Here is a 16564-nt window from a genome sequence, read left to right as displayed (position 1 = left end):
TAGCGTCCCTCCCGAACCAACTGACTTGGGAGAGACATGGACGTCGACAGGGCCCGCACTCGTTTCGCCGAACTTCGCAGCCAGAGGGACGTCAGCCCCGCCGATCTCGACGAGATCTGGGCCGCGCTCGACACCGTCCGACCCGATGACATGCTGGGCAGCTGGAAGGGCGACGAGTTCCACACCGGGCACAAGATGAACGGTCAACTGGCTGCCGCCCGCTGGTACGGCAAGATCTTCACGTCCATCAACGATGTCGAACCCATCGTCTGTTACGACGACGACGGAAAGCTGTTTTCCAATAACGCGTTGAGCCTGGGCGGTGCGACCCTGTGGGATATCGAGTTCCGCGGCGAGGTCACCGGCACCATGGTCTACGACGGCCAGCCCACCTTCGATCACTTCAAGTGGGTCGATGAGAACACGCTGATGGGCATCATGAACGGCAAGCGCCAGCGTGCCAGCGGCAACTACCTCTACTTCCTGCTCGAACGCGATCAGTGAAAGTCACTGCAGTACTGAGCCGCTCAGCAGAGTCTCCATTCACGCTGGAAGAAGTCGAACTCGACGGACCGCGCCCCGATGAGGTGCTCGTCAAGATTCACGCCACCGGCCTGTGCCATACCGATCTGACCTTCAAGGCACAGGTACCGATCCCTGCGGTGCTGGGCCACGAGGGCGCCGGGATTGTCGAGGCGGTGGGCGATGAGGTGACCAGCATCCGTCCCGGAGACCACGTGGTCTTGAGCTACCGCAGCTGCGGCGAATGCCGACAATGCGGTTCGGGTGGGCGGGCTTACTGCTCCCGTGCCGCCCGGCTCAACCTCTCCGGCACCCGGCTCGATGGCTCATCGACACTGTCCCAGAACGGGAACGGCTTGTTCGGCTCGTTCTTCGGGCAATCCAGTTTCGCGCAGTACGCACTGGCCGCGGCCGACAACACCGTCGTGGTCGATGCGTCGACCGATCTCGCAACGGCCGCACCGCTCGGATGCGGTCTGCAGACGGGCGCCGGTGCGGTGCTCAATGTACTGACACCCGAACCGGATTCGCGTCTTGTGATATTCGGCGCGGGCGGTGTCGGCCTGGCCGCGGTGATGGCCGCCAAGGCGATCGGGGTGCACACGATCATCGCGGTGGACCCGGTGGCCTCACGACGCGACAAGGCCGTCGCGTTAGGCGCGACCCGCACCGTGGACCCGACGGCGGAGGACGTGTCCTCCGTGGCACGCGGGGCCACCCATGCGCTTGACACCACGGCGAACACCGACGTCATCGCCACGGCGCTCGGCCTGCTGCGGCAACGCGGTGTGCTGGTTCTGGTGGGGCTGGGGGCCTCCCGCGGAACGATCGACCTCACCGACCTCATGTTCGGCGGCAAGGTGATTCGCGGATGTATCGAGGGCGACGCGAACCCACAGGAATTCATTCCGGAACTACTGCGCATGCACGCAGAGGGCCGCTTTCCGATTGAATCGCTGATCAGTAGGTACCCGGCGCGCGCGATCGATCAGGCCGTGGCGGACGCGCGGTCCGGTGCCGCGATCAAACCCGTGCTGCTCTGGTGAGTGCCATGCGCGCTGCGGGTCAGGCCACACACGATCGGATCTTGGCCGGCGCCAAGGCCGAATTCACCGAGTACGGGTTCGCCGGTGCACGGCTGAACCGGATTGCCACCACGGCGAATGCCAGTAAGGAGCGGCTGTACAGCTACTTCGAAAGCAAGGAACAGCTGTTTGAAGCCGTTGTGGCGCAATGGATCAATGACGCGCCGTACAAGGTGCCGTTCAATGCCGGTGACGTGCCGGGGTACGTCGCCGGGCTGTTCGACAACATCGTCGCCGATCCGCAGGGCGCTCGGTTGCAGCGCTGGATCGAGCTGGAGGCCCCCGACGGGATGTTCGACAACCACATGCTGCGCCGCATCTTCCAGGCGAAACTCGATGAGGTACGCCGGGGACAGCAGACCGGGCTCATCGACCCGACGTGGGATCCCATGAGTCTGCTCACGATGCTGATCGATATCGCCTATTCGATGGCGGCCAGCGGGTTCGGTATCGACCGGATTGTCGGTGAGCCGCTCGCCGAGCACACGCTCGCGGATCGCCGCGCCGCGGCCGCTGAGGCAGCACGGCGGCTGGTGGGCGGTCCGTAAGACGTCGCCGCGACGTGCAAAGCCCCCTCGTGTGCTCGTGGCAGCTACCCTCGATACGTGCCCTCCGCGATTCTGACCCGCCGCGGGTTTCTGGCTGCCGGTGCCACGCTCGCCGCAGGCACCGCGCTGGCCGCCTGCACCAAGGACTCTGCTCCCACCTCCGAGCGCAACGGCGTCGCCGTCATTAAGCACGCCTTCGGTACCACCGAGGTCAAGACTCCGCCACAGCGCGTTGTCAGCGCCGGGTACACCGAACATGACTACCTGCTGGCGTTGGGCATCGTCCCTACCGCGGTCACCGAGTGGTACGGCGGATTCCCCTTCGCCACCTGGCCGTGGGCCACCGATCGCCTCGGTGCCGCCACACCCGAGGTGCTCACCCTTACCGACGGACTGATGGTCGACAAGATCGCATCCCTAAAACCCGACCTCATCCTGGCCACCGACGCCGGGCTGGACCAGGACACCTACAACAAGTTGTCTGGTATCGCGCCGACCATCGCGCAGTCGGGCAAGTACGCGTTCTTCGAGCCGTGGAAGGACCAGGCCAAGGCCATCGGACAGGCCGTGTTTAAGCCATCGGAGATGGGCGCCGTGGTGCAAGCCGTCGACGGCAGATTCGCTTCGGCCACGTCGGCACACCCCAGCTTCAAGGATAAAAAGGTCATCTACCTGCAGGGTGAACTGCTCGACGGACAGGCCATCGCGTACCGATCCGGACCGCGCACCGGATTCCTCAGCTCCCTCGGGTTGGTCATTCCCACCGAGTTGGAGAGCTACGGCAATGCCGACCAGCTCGCACATCTTCCAGCGGATCAGCTTGCCAGCGTGCTCGGGCAGGCCGATGTGCTGCTGTGGGGCACCGAATCCGATGAGCAGAGCACCGCACTGCAGGCAGACCCGGTGATCACCAAGCTGGGCTCCGCGCTGCTGAACCGCAGCATCTTCGCCGGCAAGGAGTTGGCCGGCGCCATCAACTTCAGCTCGCCGCTGAGCCTGACCTACGTGGTGGACAACCTGGTCCCCCAGCTGGCGCGAGTATTGGGGTGATGAACTACCCGCCCGCCCGTCCAGCACAGCCGTACTGGGTTGACGTTGTAGTTCGCGTGGTCGGGGGCCTCGTGGGCGCGACCGCGCTTGGCATCTTCGGACTGGCGGCATACATGGTGTTGTCGCCGCGGCTGTCGTCGAATCCGTTCGCCGACCCGCACGGCTACGGGCTGATCATCGGAATGGCGCTTGCCGTGCCCTTCGGACTGCTGGCCGCAGGCACCTTGCCGTTGGCGCTCCCCCGCGGACAATGGCTTCGCGCCTTCACCATCGGCTTCGTCGTGTATCTCGCGTCAGTCGCACTGTTGATCTACTCGGCCGCCACCATGCCCAACCGCCCTCCGCCCTGCGCGACAAATCCACCCGCGCCCCACTGCAAGCACGCACCCTAGACTTCGCGGAATGGCGACAAGCGAGGTCGAGACAAGCCCCCAGGATCAGGTGGTCTTCGCTGAGGTCGGCCGCAGCTACTATCCGCTGCTGTCGGCTGTCTTTGTCGGAGTCGTACTCATCTCGAACGTGGCTGCCACCAAGGCAATTGGATTCGGGCCCGTTGTCGGCGATTGGTCGCTGATCACCGACGGAGCGTTCGTGCTGTTCCCGCTGAGCTACGTGATCGGTGACGTGCTCAGCGAGGTCTATGGATATCGCGCCACCAACCGGGTGATCCTGCTCGGATTCGCGATGGAGCTGTTGGCCTGCGTGGTGCTCTGGACCGCAATGATGCTGCCCGCCGCCGACTTCTACCCCAACCAGGAGGCGTTCGCCACCATCGTCCGGAGTATCACCACACTGATGGTCGCCGGACTCGCGGGATACCTTGTTGGGCAGACACTTAACGCACTTGTCGTGGTGCGTATGAAGAAGCGTTCCAAGGAGCGTCACCTGTGGGCACGACTGGTGGGTTCGACGGTCGTCGGCGAGTTTGCCGATTCGCTGGTCTTCTGCTCGATCGCGGCCACCGCGCTGGGTATTCACACCCTCGGCCAATTAGCGACGTACACCGCTTTGGGCTGGATCTTCAAGTCCGTGGTGGAGATCGTGATGCTGCCGATCACCTATCGGGTGATCGCCTACATCAAGAAGCACGAGCCTACTTATACACAGGCGGGATAAATGCGCCCTTAGGTGCGGCCACGGGAGTACCGTCGAAGTATGAGTACCGCAACGGATTTGAAGGTGCGGGATCACGGGGATCGGGCGTTGTTGCTCGAATGCGCATCCGTGCAGGAAGTGCTGGCGTGGACGTCAGCACTGAATGTCGACCCTATCGACGGCGTCACCGATATCGTTCCCGCCTCCCGCACCGTCCTGCTCAAGCTCCGCGGCCCCGCCGACCAGCCCATCGTTCGGCACCGACTGACTCAGCGCGCGGCGCCGCCCGGCACGCTCGAGGGCACCACATCACCACCGGTGACCATCCCGGTCCGGTACAACGGCCTCGATCTCGAAGAGGTCGCAGAGCACACCGGCCTCGGCGTGGACGGTGTCATCGCCGCACACACCGGAACGATCTGGACGGTCGGATTCTGCGGATTCGCACCGGGATTCGCCTACCTGGTCGAAGGCGACCCGCGCCTGGCCATCCCTCGCCGCGCCGACCCGCGCACCAAGGTACCCGCCGGCGCGGTCGCGCTCGCCGGCGAGTTCAGCGGCATCTACCCGCGCGAGTCTCCCGGTGGCTGGCAGCTGATCGGCAGCACCGATGCCGTCGTCTGGGACCTCGACCGCAACCCACCGGCGCTGCTCACTCCCGGTACACGCGTCCAGTTCCAGGAGGTGACCGCATGAGACCCGCGCTGGAAGTCATGCGCACCGGCCCGCTGGCGCTGGTACAGGACCTCGGTCGCGCCGGCAAGGCGGCCATGGGCGTCGGTCGTTCGGGGGCGGCAGACCGCGGATCGCATTCCCTGGCCAACCGGCTGGTGGCCAATCCCGACAATCTGGCCACCATCGAGGTAACCCTCGGCGGTATGTCGTTCCGGGTATCCGGCGGTGACGCTGTGGTGGCCGTCACCGGCGCCGACACCGATCCGTCCATCAACGGGATTCCCTTTGGCACCAACAGCATTGCCCAGGTTCAGGACGGCGACGTAGTGTCACTCGGCGCACCGCGCAGCGGGCTACGCAGCTATGTGGCGGTGCGCGGCGGGGTCAGCGTGGCACCGGTGATGGGCTCACGCAGCTTCGACATCCTGTCCTGCATCGGTCCCAGGCCGCTGCAGGCCGGGGACAGATTGCCGGTCGGACCGCGGTCCCCCTCGTTCCCCGAGGTCGAACTGGCGCCGGTGGCCCCCATCTCCGATGACACCGTCGAGCTCAAGGTGGTACCCGGTCCACGCGACGACTGGTTCATCGATCCCGCCGCACTGACCCACAGAGCCTGGATCGTCTCGGACCGCAGTGACCGGGTGGGCACCCGACTCATAGGCAAACCGTTGGAGCTGCGCGACCCGGCCAGGCAGCTGCCGAGCGAGGGTGTGGTCCGCGGCGCCATTCAGGTGCCGCCCGGCGGCCAGCCCGTTATCCTGGGCCCTGACCATCCGGTCACCGGAGGCTATCCGGTGATCGGGGTGATCACCGATCACGATGTCGATCTGGCTGCCCAGGTGCGGCCAGGACAAACCGTTCGGTTCCATTGGTCACGACCGCGCCTGAGCTAGGAGCATCCCGTGTCTACGATGCCGACCGTCCCCGTCATCCGGACCCATACCGCGCGGCTCATCCACACCGCCGATCTGGATAGCGAAACACGCTGCGCAGCAAGGGAATTACTGACAGAAGCATTCGAGGGCGACTTCACCGAAGCGGACTGGGAACACTGCCTGGGGGGTATGCACGCGCTCATCTGGTATCACGGAACACTCATCGCCCACGCCGCGGTGATCCAGCGCCGGCTACTGCATCAAGGACGGCCACTACGCACCGGATATGTGGAAGGTGTTGCGGTAGATAGCGATTGGCGCGGAAATGGCCTCGGTAAAGCCATCATGGATGCGGCCGAACAGGTCTTGCGGGGTGCCTACGAACTCGGCGCGCTCAGCGCCGGCGACGACGTCGCCCCGTTTTATCAGGCCCGCGACTGGGTGCCCTGGCTTGGAACCACTCCCGTAATGACGGCAGAAGGCATCGTGCCCGCCGAGGATGAGGGTGTGTACGTGCTGCCGATGAGTTCCGGGGTTGACCCATCCGGCTCGCTGACCTGCGATTGGCGCGGCGGCGACGCGTGGTGATGCCCGCGACGGCGCAAGAAGACCCAAATCACGGCGATGACAAACGCCAGCCGTGCGGCGCTACCGACCGTCGCCAATAGCCCGTTGACCACCTGCGCGATATCAACGGAGTTCCGCAGGATGATGCCCGTCATCACCGCGGCCTGCACCAACTCCAGCATGCCGACAATCACGCATAGCCGCACATGCATCCGGTGATAGGCGCGCAGATCCGCATCAGCCCAGTGATGTCGTGCCACCCAGCCCGGGCGGATCAGGTCGATGACAATTTCGGTGAGTGGTCGTTTGGTCAGGCAGCTGCCGATATAGAACAAACCAAACAGCACCACCGGGACGACATGGGTGAGCTGAGCCAGCTGCGGTGAACTGGTCAGCAGCGCAACCACAAGGGTCGCGCCATGCATCAGCATGATGAATCCCGCGACAATGTCGAAGCGCTTGTCCCGTACGGCGGTGTAGATGACGCGCAACGCCGAGACCACTGCCGCGGCCATCAGTGCGTGCAACTCCGAGGCACCCAGCAGACGCATGCCGTAGTACGTTCCCAAGCCAAGTGCGGCACTGACCAAGGCGTGCCCGAGCGTGAATTTCCCTGCACCCTTACCCAACCCACTCACCACAGCGACGGTACCGACGCAATCTGAGAGAGCCTGAGAAAGTGGATCTACCGGCCGGAGAGCGCCCGTTCCTTGCGGCGCAGGTACATCCGGATGGCAACCACAACACCGACGATGAGTCCGCCCGTGGTGAGCATCGACACCACCGGGTTGACGGCCTGCACGACGTCGACGGAGAAGGTGTAGATGATCACCACCATCAGCGCGCAGAACAACAGACTGAAGATCCCGCACCAGAAGCTGACGTAGACGTGCAGCCGGTGATATGAGCGCTGGTCCTCATCGGTCCAGCCCTGTTCCTCGGCCAGTTTCTCCACGCCGCCGGGCCACAACTTGGTGACCAACAGCTCCGTCAGCGGTTTACCGATGAAAGCGCTGACCAGGAAGTAGGTGGCCAGCAGCATGCCGGGCACCTCGTTGGTGACCTGCGACAAGCGCGGGTCGCGGGTCAACCACGCCATGATGAGGCTGACCCCGAAGATCGGCACCACCAACAGCGAAACCGGGTCAAGAGCACGTTTCCACGCCATCTTGACCAATGCCTGGGTGGCAGAGACCGCGGTAGCGGCCATGAGCGCGTGCAGCTCCGAGAATCCGGCCAGGCGCAGCCCAAAGTAGGCGCACAGCGCGGGTCCGACATTGAGCAATCCCTCGATCACGAGCTGGCGGGGCGAGATCCCGCTCTCGGTTTCGGACTGTTCGGTGGTCAGGGACACCGCGCGACTGTATCCGCTCGTCAGGCCGCGGGCGAGTCGTACGTCATGCGCTGCAGGTAACGCCGGATGACCACAATGATGCCGATGATCAGGCCCATTGTGGTGACCAGAGAGAAGATTTGGTTGACGGCCTGGGCGATGTCCACCGAGAAGCTGTAAATGATGACGATCGATATCGCCGCGAGCAGCAGGCTGATGACTCCGCACCAGAAACTCACGTGCACATGCATCCGGTGATACGAACGGAAGTTGTCCTCGGTCCAATGGTGCTCGGCCGCGAGCTCTTCGATGCGTCCGGGCCGGGCCTTCGCGATCATCAGTTCGGTGAGCGGCTTGCCGATCAGCGCGCTTCCGACGAAGAACAGCGAAAGCAAGATGCCGGGAATGGTGTTGGACACCTGAGCCGTGCGCGCATCGGACGTGACGAGCGCGATCACCAGGCTCAGCCCGAAGTTGAACATCAGAAAGCCCGACAGGACGTCGAACTTACGGTTCTTCACCACCTTGACGAGCACCTGGAGGCCGGAAACCACCGTGGCAGCAATCAGCGCATCAATCTCGGGCTGCCCCAACGCGCGCAGTGCGTAGTAGGTGCCCAACGAAGGCCCGACACTGACCAGGACCTGTCGCAACACCTCACGCGCGGACGACTTCTGGGTTTCGCCGGTCTGCTCGGGCACGGCGCGAGGCTACGTGACCAAACTGGGAACCCCGGGCTGGCACACAACACCGGCGCTCCGCCTAGCCGGGCGAGAGCGTTCGCCGTGGGCGTACGGAAATCGGAACTTTAGCGCGAGCCACTCAAGTTTGTACCAGTGACGGCCGGTTGAGACTCCGGCCCTGTATGAGGAGAGAGCTATGAGCAATCTGGTGTGGACACGACGCAGCCCGTTCGCCGAGTTCGACGCGCTGGTACGCCAGTCCTTCGGCCCGGCCACCAGCTGGCCGACCCCCGGTTTCGTTCCGGCCGCTGAGGTCGCGAAGGACGGGGATGACGCCCTGGTCCGTCTCGATCTTCCCGGCGTCGACGTCGACAGGGACGTCACGGTCGAGGTGGAGCGCGGCACGTTGGTGGTATCCGGTGAGCGTCGAGATGGACGCGCCGAGCAGAACGGCGACGAGCCGGCTTCTCAGGGAGCATCCAACACAGGACGCGTGCTGCGTGAGGTCCGTTACGGCAAGTTCCGCCGTACCTTCACCCTGCCAACCCATGTGACAGGTGACACGATCTCGGCGAGCTACGACGCGGGCGTCCTGACTATCAAGATCGCTGGCGCGTACGCCAATGCCGAGGCACAGAAGATCGAGATCACCAAGTAACCGGTAGATCGAGACGAGGGGCCCGCGCTATCCGGCGCGGGCCTCTCTCTTCTTCGCCTCACGAGCCAGCATTCGGTCGCGCTGTTCTTCGAACTTAACCACTTGGCACTTAAGGTCTTCTACATACGCGGCGAGCTGCTCGCGTCGTTGTTCGCCCTTGGCGCTGAAATCATTGCGATCGAAGATCTGCCACTTGCGGAGATTCGGCGTCACAACCTCTTCGAGATGCTGACGCGGGTCGTAGATGCCGTGCTTGGCCATCAATACGCCGTTACGTCGGAAGTTGGGCATGCCCTGCCCGGGCATCCGGAAGTTCTCGATCACCGCGGCAATGGCATCCAAGGCCTGATCGGGCACAAGATCCAGCGCGGCACTACACATGTTGCGGTAGAAGATCATGTGCAGGTTCTCGTCGGCGGCGACGCGCTGCAGCATTCGATCCGCGACCGGGTCTTCGCACACCTTGCCGGTGTTGCGGTGGCTGACGCGGGTCGCCAGTTCCTGCAATGTGGTGTACGCGACCGACAGCAGGAAGTCGGTCTTGTGCACCGACTCCTCTTCATCGGTGGTGTCGAAGCCTGCCGTCATGTGCTCCATGCGCGCGCGTTCCAATGCCACCGGGTCCACGCCGCGCGTGACGACGAGGTAGTCGCGGATCACGATGCCGTGCCGGTTCTCCTCGGCGGTCCAGCGGCCCACCCAGGTGCCCCAGGCACCGTCAAGACCGAAGTACTTGGCGGCCTGACGGTGATAGGACGGCAGGTTGTCCTCGGTGAGGAGGTTGGTGATCATCGCCGCCTTGGCGACCTCGCTTAGCTCCGACTGCTCCGGATCCCAGTCTTCCCCGCCCATTTGCGCGAAATTGCGGCCCCGATCCCAGGGAACGTAGTCATGCGGGTGCCACTCCGTCGCGACCGACAAATGCCGGTTGAGGTTGGCTTCAGCAATCGGTTCCAAATCGCTGAGCATCTCAAGGTCGGTCAGCTCTCTAGACATTTCACCTTGTCTTTCGCTTGGAACCCCGAGCTCACGGACAGGGTAACTTAATCTGAGCAATGCTTGATGTGCTCGTCAGTCACGACTGATTGCCTGCAACGTCCGCCCCGACCACACAACCGGACGGGCCACCATGCCTGTTTGGGCCCCACAACTGGGCAACGGCTTGCTACAGACCCGATATTCGAACCGGCTTCACAGCACCTTAACCCGGTGAGAGCAACATCACTAATTCGGCCGTGTCGCAGCCCACCGCCAAATCCAGGTAGCGCGGCGTATCGGTGCAGTCGGTAGCTTGGGTGATTCAACGACCAGTCGCGATAGCCGCGGCCGTCACGAAAGGTGCAGTAATGCGAACTGCAATGTGTCGCGCAGCGGCCGCGGCGGCCGCCTTCCTGATGCTGTTCGGTGGGTACGGGCTGCAGTCGCCGCAGACGGCCCATGCGTCGAGCTGCGCCGATATCGACCTGTCTTTCGCGCGCGGCACCAATGAGCCTGCGGGCCTGGGCGACGTCGGCAAGCTGTTCACCGACGCCGTGAAGAAGCGACTCCAAGGCGCCAAGGGGATGAGCATCTCCACCTATGGCGTGGACTACCCGGCGAGCATCGACTTCCTCCAGGCCGGCAAGGGATCGGACGACCTGAGCAAGCACATCCAGAAAACGGCCGCCGACTGCCCGAAGATGAAGTTCGTGGTCGGCGGGTACGCGCAGGGCGCGGCGGTCGTGGATGTGCTGTTGGGGAACATCCTGCCGGGGACCTACGCCCTGACCAATCCCCTGCCCGCCGGACTCGAGCAGCGCATCGTCTCCATCGTTCTGTTCGGCGATCCCAAGAACATCCGACCGCCCGGTGTGGAGGCGAACCTAACGGTCCGCGAAGACCTGCTGCCCAAGGTGATTGACGTCTGCAACCCCGGAGACTTCTTCTGCGATCCGCAGGGCGGAGACATCATCTCGCACACCACCTACGCCAAGGACAAGCTCACTGACGGCGCGGCGGACACGGTGGTCCAGCGACTGGTCGCCGTACTGGGAAACCGTTGTGTGAGCAGCGAATCATCCGACTCCTCCACAACCTGCTCCCCCAGCGCGTAACCGAACGCCCCCCGCATCGGGGTAATCATTTCGCCCGTTGCCAGGTGCGCTCACGCCCCGACGCAGGACAATCAGGCCACCCCAACCACGGCATTACCTGGGCTGTAGTCGCATGTGTACAGTCGTGGGTGGCCAAGGTGTAGACGACCGACTACACCTACGGGAGTGAAGGGGAAGCGCATATGAGCGGCGATGTTCGCGTGGTGGAGCCGGGCGAATACACGTCCCCTGCACGTCCGCCGGAGATCAAAGGCATTCCCTGCGCCGACGGACACCCGCTGCCACCCGGTCCGCTACCCGGGCGTCCCTATGCCCTGCCCGCCGATCTGCTTGTCGAAGAGCTCGGGCCACTCTTCTATGCGGACTTCGGGGTTTCGCGTCGGCTCTACGCCTGCTCACTGGCCCTCGTCGAGGAGCTATGCGACGAGACCCGGTTCATCAAGGGCATTACCGATCGGCTGGACCGGTTCCGCCCGCTGGCGGGCGACGGACTGTTCACCGCCTATCCGGGTGAGCCGAACTGGCAGAAAGCCCACGATGTTCTGCTGCCCGGCTTCAGCTTTAGTGGCCTGCGCAACTACCACCCCGCCATGCTCGACATCAACCGTCAGCTCCTGGCCCGGTGGGACGAAAGCGCCGGCGAGCGCCTCGTGGACGTGGCTGAAGATCTGGGCAAGCTCGCCATGGACACGGTCGGGCTGGCCGGGTTCGGGGCGAGGTTCGACTCCTACCAGCGCGACGGCCTTGCGGCGGTTCCGGCTAGCTTCGCCGTTGCGCTACAACAACTGCTGGCTCCGGGAGGCGGCAAGCAGGATCTGTTCAGAGCCGAGCAGGACAAGCTGCATACCTTCATCGATGAGCTCATCGCCCAGCAGGGCGACGGTGCCGACGAGCATGAGAACCTTCTCCGACTCATGCTCGCGCCCGGTACCCCCGAGACTCCGGCACTGGAGCTGAGTAGCGTTCATTCTCAGGTCCTGACGTTCTTGATCGCCGGGCAGGACACCACCTCCACCGTGATGCCGACCGCGCTCTACAGCCTGGTAAAAAACCCTGCCGTACTCCACCGGGCGCAGGCCGAAGTTGACGCGCTGTTCGGGCCGGAAGACGCACACACCCCGACGTTCGACGAGATCGGCAAGCTCCGCTACATCCGCCAGATCGTGGACGAGACGTTGCGGCTCTCACCCCCGGTCCGCGAATTCGACCGGATGGCCACGGAAGACACCCTGCTCGCGGGGCGCTACCCCGTGCAGAAGGGCGAGGTGGTCACCGTCCTCACCACCGCGCTGCACCGGCAGCCGCAATGGGGTGACAACGTGGAGATCTTCGACCCGGACCGGTTCTCACCAGAACAGTCGACCGGACGGCCGGTGAACCTGTTCAAACCCTTCGGCACCGGTGCCCGGTCCTGCATCGGGCGACAGTTCGCGCTGCACGAGGCGACGATGGCTCTCGCAACGCTGGTACACCGATACCGCTTTATCGACTCGGAGCATTACCAGCTGCGCACCCACAGCGATCTCCTCCGGAAACCTGTCGGCTTTCGGATTGGCTTGGCGCGGCGTACTTCCCAGGACCGCCAGCATGAACCGGCCGCGACAACCGCCCTCACACCGCAGGAGACGCGACACCCGGCGGCCACCGCCGCACCGGGGTCGGCGCTGGCCGTCTTCCATGGCTCCAATCTCGGCACCTGTCGAGCACTGGCGCATCAGCTGGCCGAGGAAGCCTCCGATCTTGGCTACCGCACGACCGTCGCCCCGCTGAACGAAGCGATACGAGCCCTGCCCAGCGAGGGCGCCATGGTCGTGGTCGCCGCGTCCTACAACGGTCAACCGACTGACGACGCCCGGCAGTTTCTCGCGTGGCTCGATAGCGCAGATGCTCGCGCGGACAGCGGGCTGCGCTACGCGGTATTAGGTGTCGGGGACCGGAACTGGGCTGAGACATACCAGGCGGTGCCGCGGAAAATCGATGAGCACCTCGCCGTGCTCGGCGGTACGTCGATTCTTCCCTGTGGTGAGGCAGACACTTCTGGTGATTTCGCGGGCAGTGTCGAAGCCTTCTCGCAAGCCCTCTGGGCGTCATTGGGCGGGGTCAGGGGCACCGATGCTCTCACCGACTCGGCCGAGGGTCCCCTCTACGAACTGCGTGCCATCGACGGGCCGGTGACGGCGGCCATCGATACCCGGTTCGAGGTGATGCCCATGACCGTCCTGGAAAACCGGGAATTGGTCAGCGCCAACAACACACTGGGACAAGCCAAGCGGCTGGTACGTGTCGCATTGCCTGACGGTGTCGACTACCGCACCGGGGACCATCTCACGGTCCTCGCCGATAACCAGCCCGAGATCGTGGACAAGGCCGCAGAACTGCTCGGTCTCATCCTGGACCGGCGTATCTCGATCAACACCCGGCGCAAGACCCGCCGGGCCATCGCCCTGGACCGCGAAGTAAGCGTGCGCGAGCTACTCACCCACTTCCTCGAACTCCGCAAGACGGCCACCAAAACCCAGCTGCTCCGGCTGGCGGCGGCCAACCCCTGCCCACCGGAACGGTCCGCGCTGGAGACACTCGCCGAGCATCCGGAGACCCGCTCTCTCGGTATCGCAGGCTGTCTCCTGGAATTCCCCGCCACCACGCTGTCCCGCGCCGAGCTGCTGGAACTGTTCGAGCCGATGACGCCGCGACACTACTCCATAGCCTCCTCGGCCCGGCAGAGTCCGGGGATCGTCGAGTTGGTGGTCAGCGTGCTCGACGCCCCCGCCCGATCTGGATTCGGCGATTTTCAGGGAGTGGCATCCAACTACCTCGCCAACGTCACACCGGGACAACAAATCCGGGCACGCGTCGACCCGGCGCGGCAAGCATTCCGCGCCGGGGCCGACCCCTCCCGGAATGTCATCCTGGTCAGCGCCGGTACCGGAGTGGCACCGTTCCGGGGATTCGTCGGTGACCGGCTAGCCGCTCAGCGCGCTGGTGAGCCCTTTGCCCCGGCACTCTGCTTCTTCGGCGTCCGGCACCCAGAAGTGGACTACCTCTTCCGGGACGAGTTCGCGGCCGCCGAACAATCAGGTGTGGTCCAGATGCGCCCGGCGTTCTCCCGCGCCGCCGAGAACGGCGTCAAGTACGTGCAAGACCGGATTGCCGCCGACGCGCGCGACATCTGGGATCTGCTGGGCGACCCGACCAAGCAGACGCACGTCTATGTCTGCGGCGATGGGGGCAAAATGGCCCCTGCCGTTCGCGATGCCTTCTTGCACATCTACCGGGAACACACCGGCGCCAACGAGTCCCAGGCCCGGGACTGGCTTATCGAGCTCGTCGAGGCCGATCGCTATGTCGAGGATGTCTGGACGGAGTGAGGCTTACCACGGCCAAGCCCGCCCTCCATTCCGTTGCCCGCGGTCAAGTGGGAGAGTAGCCCGATGCGTAGACGCACCTTCCTTCGTTCCGGCTCGGTGGCCCTGCCGGCCGCAGCCCTGGGCCTAACCGCCGCCGGGAGCGCCACGGCCGACGTTCGCCCCACCGGCTCGATTACCTACCCGTTCAGCACCATTGACATACCTGCGAAAAGCGCACCCTGGAATCTGGAAACGAGCCGCGCCGTCCTGCTGGTCCACGACATGCAGCACTACTTCGTGAAGGCCTATACGCCGCAAGCTGATCCCATCGCGACCGTGCTGAAGAACATCAAGAGCCTGCTCGACACCGCACATGCCCACGGTGTGCCAGTGCTCTACTCTGCGCAGCCGGGGGGCATGACACCGGAACAGCGTGGACTCTTCAGCCAGCTCTACGGACCCGGCATGCCAGACGATGACGCCGAGCGGGCGATCGTCGATCCCGTCGGGCCGGTGGCGACGGATACCGTTCTGACGAAATGGAAGTACAGCGAGTTCTTCCGCTCGGAACTGTTAGAGATTCTGCGCAATGCCAATCGGGATCAGCTGATCATCGTCGGCGTCTACGCCTTCTCGGGGATCACCGCGACATCCACCGATGCGGTCCAGAACGACATCCAGACATTCATCGTCTCCGATGCCGTCGCGGACTACGCCTCCACAGGGCACAACCAGGCGCTTGCCTGGTGTGCGGAGCGCACCGCGCGAATACTGAACACCCGGTCAGCGCTAGCGGCACTGGATAATTCGTAACAGTTGACGGCACGACAAAGGCCGCCCGCAGCACATGCGGGCGGCCTTATGTCTTGTGCTTAGACCAGCGCGGGCACCGTGGCCAGCGCCTGGGCGACGCCCGAGACGATCGCCGCGATCTTGAGCGCTTCGAGTATCTGCTCGCGGGTCAGTCCGGCCTCACGCAGCACCTTCTCATGTGAGCCGACGCAGAAATGACAGCCGTTGATGGTCGACACCGCGAAGGACCACAGCTCGAACTCCGCCTTGTCGACGCCGGGGTTACCGATGATGTTCATCCGCAGACCCGGGCGCAGATCGTCATAGGCACCGTCGAGGAAGCCCCGTCCGCGGTAGAACACGTTGGTCATCGCCATGATCGAGGCGGCGCCGAGCGCGGCGTCGAGTGCCTCGGGCGACAGGACGGTCGCGGCCTCTTCGCGAATCTCCTTGAACACCTGGTCGTTCCGGGTGGCCGCCGCTGTCGCGACGAGAGTGCCCCAGAGCTGAGCCGGTGAGAGTACGGTGCCACGGGCGACCGTGCCCAGGTTGAGCTTGAGATCCTTGGCGTACTCGGGCAGCGCCTCTTTCAGGTTGTCAACACCCATGTCAGACGCCCGCGCTCATCAGCTCGCCCGCGTCGATCGTCGGGTCGCCCTTGCGCCAGTTGCAGGCGCACAGCTCATCGGACTGCAGTGCGTCGAGCACACGGAGCACCTCGTCGACGTTACGGCCCACCGAACCCGCTGTGACGGAGACGAACTGGATGATGTTGTCGGGGTCGACGATGAAGGTCGCGCGGTCGGCGACACCATCCGAGTTCAGCACGCCCGACGCCTCGGCCAGCTCGCGCTTGAGGTCGCTGAGGATCGGGAACGGCAGGGTCTTGAGGTCCTCGTGCTGTGCCCGCCACTGGAAGTGCACGAACTCGTTATCCACCGACGCGCCCAGCACCTGGGTGTCGCGATCGGCGAACTCGTCGTTCAGACGGCCGAAGGCGGCGATCTCGGTGGGACACACGAAGGTGAAGTCCTTCGGCCAGAAGAAGATCACACGCCACTTGCCGGGGTGGTCCTCGCTGGTGACGGTGGTGAAGTAGTCGTCCGGCTGCTGGGCGTTCACCTTCGACAGATCGCCGCCGATGACCGCAGTCAGGTTGTAGGCCGGGAATTCATCGCCGATGGTCCGCAGAGTCACGATTCTCCTTCACGTATTCGCTGAATGCTTACTGGCACCATCGT

At 64.3% G+C, this 16564-nt stretch carries 18 protein-coding genes and 1 pseudogene; 13 read left to right on the top strand and 6 right to left on the bottom strand.

Features of this window, described 5'->3' with window-relative positions; translation table 11 throughout:
* Window positions 1-36: 36 nt before the first annotated feature.
* From B4383_RS21505 to B4383_RS21465, 9 genes are all read left to right on the top strand, one after another.
* Window positions 37-504 (top strand): DUF4334 domain-containing protein, encoded by a 468-nt coding sequence (locus B4383_RS21505; RefSeq protein ID WP_078293223.1) that lies wholly within the window; start codon window positions 37-39, stop codon window positions 502-504.
* Window positions 501-1568 (top strand): NAD(P)-dependent alcohol dehydrogenase, encoded by a 1068-nt coding sequence (locus B4383_RS21500; RefSeq protein WP_078293222.1) that lies wholly within the window; start codon window positions 501-503, stop codon window positions 1566-1568. Before B4383_RS21505 ends, B4383_RS21500 begins: the two co-directional genes overlap by 4 nt.
* Before the next feature lie 5 nt (window positions 1569-1573).
* A complete protein-coding gene (locus B4383_RS21495) occupies window positions 1574-2155 on the top strand; it encodes a TetR family transcriptional regulator (protein WP_078293308.1) in 582 nt (193 codons plus the stop codon).
* Between the two features lie 69 nt (window positions 2156-2224).
* The gene (locus B4383_RS21490) at window positions 2225-3205 is read left to right on the top strand and encodes an ABC transporter substrate-binding protein (protein ID WP_078293305.1); all 981 of its coding nucleotides are present in this window, start codon (window positions 2225-2227) and stop codon (window positions 3203-3205) included.
* Entirely contained in the window at window positions 3205-3597 is a 393-nt protein-coding gene (locus tag B4383_RS21485; RefSeq protein ID WP_078293221.1) for a hypothetical protein, read from the top strand. The genes B4383_RS21490 and B4383_RS21485 overlap by 1 nt, the downstream gene beginning before the upstream one ends.
* A 10-nt stretch (window positions 3598-3607) precedes the next feature.
* The gene (locus B4383_RS21480) at window positions 3608-4321 is read left to right on the top strand and encodes a queuosine precursor transporter (RefSeq protein ID WP_078293220.1); all 714 of its coding nucleotides are present in this window, start codon (window positions 3608-3610) and stop codon (window positions 4319-4321) included.
* Between the two features lie 39 nt (window positions 4322-4360).
* The gene (locus B4383_RS21475; protein WP_078293219.1) at window positions 4361-4996 is read left to right on the top strand and encodes an allophanate hydrolase subunit 1; all 636 of its coding nucleotides are present in this window, start codon (window positions 4361-4363) and stop codon (window positions 4994-4996) included.
* Window positions 4993-5868 carry a biotin-dependent carboxyltransferase family protein gene (locus tag B4383_RS21470; protein WP_078293218.1) on the top strand — a complete coding sequence of 292 codons (876 nt, stop codon included), beginning with the start codon at window positions 4993-4995 and terminating at the stop codon, window positions 5866-5868. The genes B4383_RS21475 and B4383_RS21470 overlap by 4 nt, the downstream gene beginning before the upstream one ends.
* A gap of 18 nt (window positions 5869-5886) precedes the next feature.
* The gene (locus B4383_RS21465) at window positions 5887-6438 is read left to right on the top strand and encodes a GNAT family N-acetyltransferase (RefSeq protein ID WP_078293217.1); all 552 of its coding nucleotides are present in this window, start codon (window positions 5887-5889) and stop codon (window positions 6436-6438) included.
* A 56-nt stretch (window positions 6439-6494) separates the two neighbouring features.
* Here B4383_RS21465 and B4383_RS27260 read toward each other — a convergent pair.
* From B4383_RS27260 to B4383_RS21455, 3 genes and pseudogenes are all read right to left on the bottom strand, one after another.
* Window positions 6495-7055, bottom strand: a pseudogene (locus tag B4383_RS27260) (VC0807 family protein); the annotation flags it as partial.
* Between the two features lie 47 nt (window positions 7056-7102).
* Window positions 7103-7771, bottom strand: coding sequence for a VC0807 family protein (locus tag B4383_RS21460; protein ID WP_078293216.1), 669 nt, complete (start codon window positions 7769-7771; stop codon window positions 7103-7105).
* A 20-nt stretch (window positions 7772-7791) separates the two neighbouring features.
* Window positions 7792-8451, bottom strand: coding sequence for a VC0807 family protein (locus B4383_RS21455; RefSeq protein WP_078293215.1), 660 nt, complete (start codon window positions 8449-8451; stop codon window positions 7792-7794).
* 178 nt (window positions 8452-8629) lie between these two features.
* Here B4383_RS21455 and B4383_RS21450 point away from each other — a divergent pair, with 178 nt between their 5' ends.
* Window positions 8630-9091, top strand: a complete 462-nt coding sequence (locus B4383_RS21450; RefSeq protein WP_078293214.1) for an Hsp20/alpha crystallin family protein — start codon at window positions 8630-8632, stop codon at window positions 9089-9091.
* Between the two features lie 27 nt (window positions 9092-9118).
* Here B4383_RS21450 and B4383_RS21445 read toward each other — a convergent pair whose 3' ends face one another.
* A complete protein-coding gene (locus B4383_RS21445) occupies window positions 9119-10087 on the bottom strand; it encodes an acyl-ACP desaturase (protein ID WP_078293213.1) in 969 nt (322 codons plus the stop codon).
* A gap of 350 nt (window positions 10088-10437) precedes the next feature.
* On the opposite strand from B4383_RS21445, the gene B4383_RS21440 reads away from it, so the two are divergent.
* From B4383_RS21440 to B4383_RS21430, 3 genes are all read left to right on the top strand, one after another.
* Window positions 10438-11184 (top strand): cutinase family protein, encoded by a 747-nt coding sequence (locus B4383_RS21440; protein ID WP_078293212.1) that lies wholly within the window; start codon window positions 10438-10440, stop codon window positions 11182-11184.
* Between the two features lie 182 nt (window positions 11185-11366).
* Entirely contained in the window at window positions 11367-14552 is a 3186-nt protein-coding gene (locus B4383_RS21435) for a cytochrome P450 (protein ID WP_078293211.1), read from the top strand.
* 63 nt (window positions 14553-14615) lie between these two features.
* Window positions 14616-15344, top strand: coding sequence for an isochorismatase family protein (locus B4383_RS21430; protein ID WP_078293210.1), 729 nt, complete (start codon window positions 14616-14618; stop codon window positions 15342-15344).
* 59 nt (window positions 15345-15403) lie between these two features.
* Here the strand turns inward: B4383_RS21430 and B4383_RS21425 are convergent, their stop codons facing one another.
* A complete protein-coding gene (locus B4383_RS21425; protein ID WP_046255068.1) occupies window positions 15404-15931 on the bottom strand; it encodes an alkyl hydroperoxide reductase in 528 nt (175 codons plus the stop codon).
* Between the two features lies 1 nt (window position 15932).
* Entirely contained in the window at window positions 15933-16520 is a 588-nt protein-coding gene (locus B4383_RS21420) for a peroxiredoxin (protein WP_030097266.1), read from the bottom strand.
* Window positions 16521-16564: the final 44 nt, after the last annotated feature.

This window comes from Mycobacterium sp. D16R24, assembly GCF_002013385.1.
Classification (GTDB): domain Bacteria; phylum Actinomycetota; class Actinomycetes; order Mycobacteriales; family Mycobacteriaceae; genus Mycobacterium.
This window is presented reverse-complemented; position numbering and strand designations above follow the sequence as displayed.

Bases quoted from the DNA above. Each gene is read 5' to 3' on its own strand.
- B4383_RS21450 (WP_078293214.1), top strand. From the start codon at position 8,630: ATGAGCAATCTGGTGTGGACACGACGCAGCCCGTTCGCCGAGTTCGAC.
- B4383_RS21445 (WP_078293213.1), bottom strand. From the start codon at position 10,087: ATGTCTAGAGAGCTGACCGACCTTGAGATGCTCAGCGATTTGGAACCG.
- B4383_RS21465 (WP_078293217.1), top strand. From the start codon at position 5,887: ATGCCGACCGTCCCCGTCATCCGGACCCATACCGCGCGGCTCATCCAC.
- B4383_RS21505 (WP_078293223.1), top strand. From the start codon at position 37: ATGGACGTCGACAGGGCCCGCACTCGTTTCGCCGAACTTCGCAGCCAG.
- B4383_RS21440 (WP_078293212.1), top strand. From the start codon at position 10,438: ATGCGAACTGCAATGTGTCGCGCAGCGGCCGCGGCGGCCGCCTTCCTG.
- B4383_RS21435 (WP_078293211.1), top strand. From the start codon at position 11,367: ATGAGCGGCGATGTTCGCGTGGTGGAGCCGGGCGAATACACGTCCCCT.
- B4383_RS21425 (WP_046255068.1), bottom strand. From the start codon at position 15,931: ATGGGTGTTGACAACCTGAAAGAGGCGCTGCCCGAGTACGCCAAGGAT.
- B4383_RS21470 (WP_078293218.1), top strand. From the start codon at position 4,993: ATGAGACCCGCGCTGGAAGTCATGCGCACCGGCCCGCTGGCGCTGGTA.
- B4383_RS21475 (WP_078293219.1), top strand. From the start codon at position 4,361: ATGAGTACCGCAACGGATTTGAAGGTGCGGGATCACGGGGATCGGGCG.
- B4383_RS21430 (WP_078293210.1), top strand. From the start codon at position 14,616: ATGCGTAGACGCACCTTCCTTCGTTCCGGCTCGGTGGCCCTGCCGGCC.
- B4383_RS21485 (WP_078293221.1), top strand. From the start codon at position 3,205: ATGAACTACCCGCCCGCCCGTCCAGCACAGCCGTACTGGGTTGACGTT.
- B4383_RS21495 (WP_078293308.1), top strand. From the start codon at position 1,574: ATGCGCGCTGCGGGTCAGGCCACACACGATCGGATCTTGGCCGGCGCC.
- B4383_RS21480 (WP_078293220.1), top strand. From the start codon at position 3,608: ATGGCGACAAGCGAGGTCGAGACAAGCCCCCAGGATCAGGTGGTCTTC.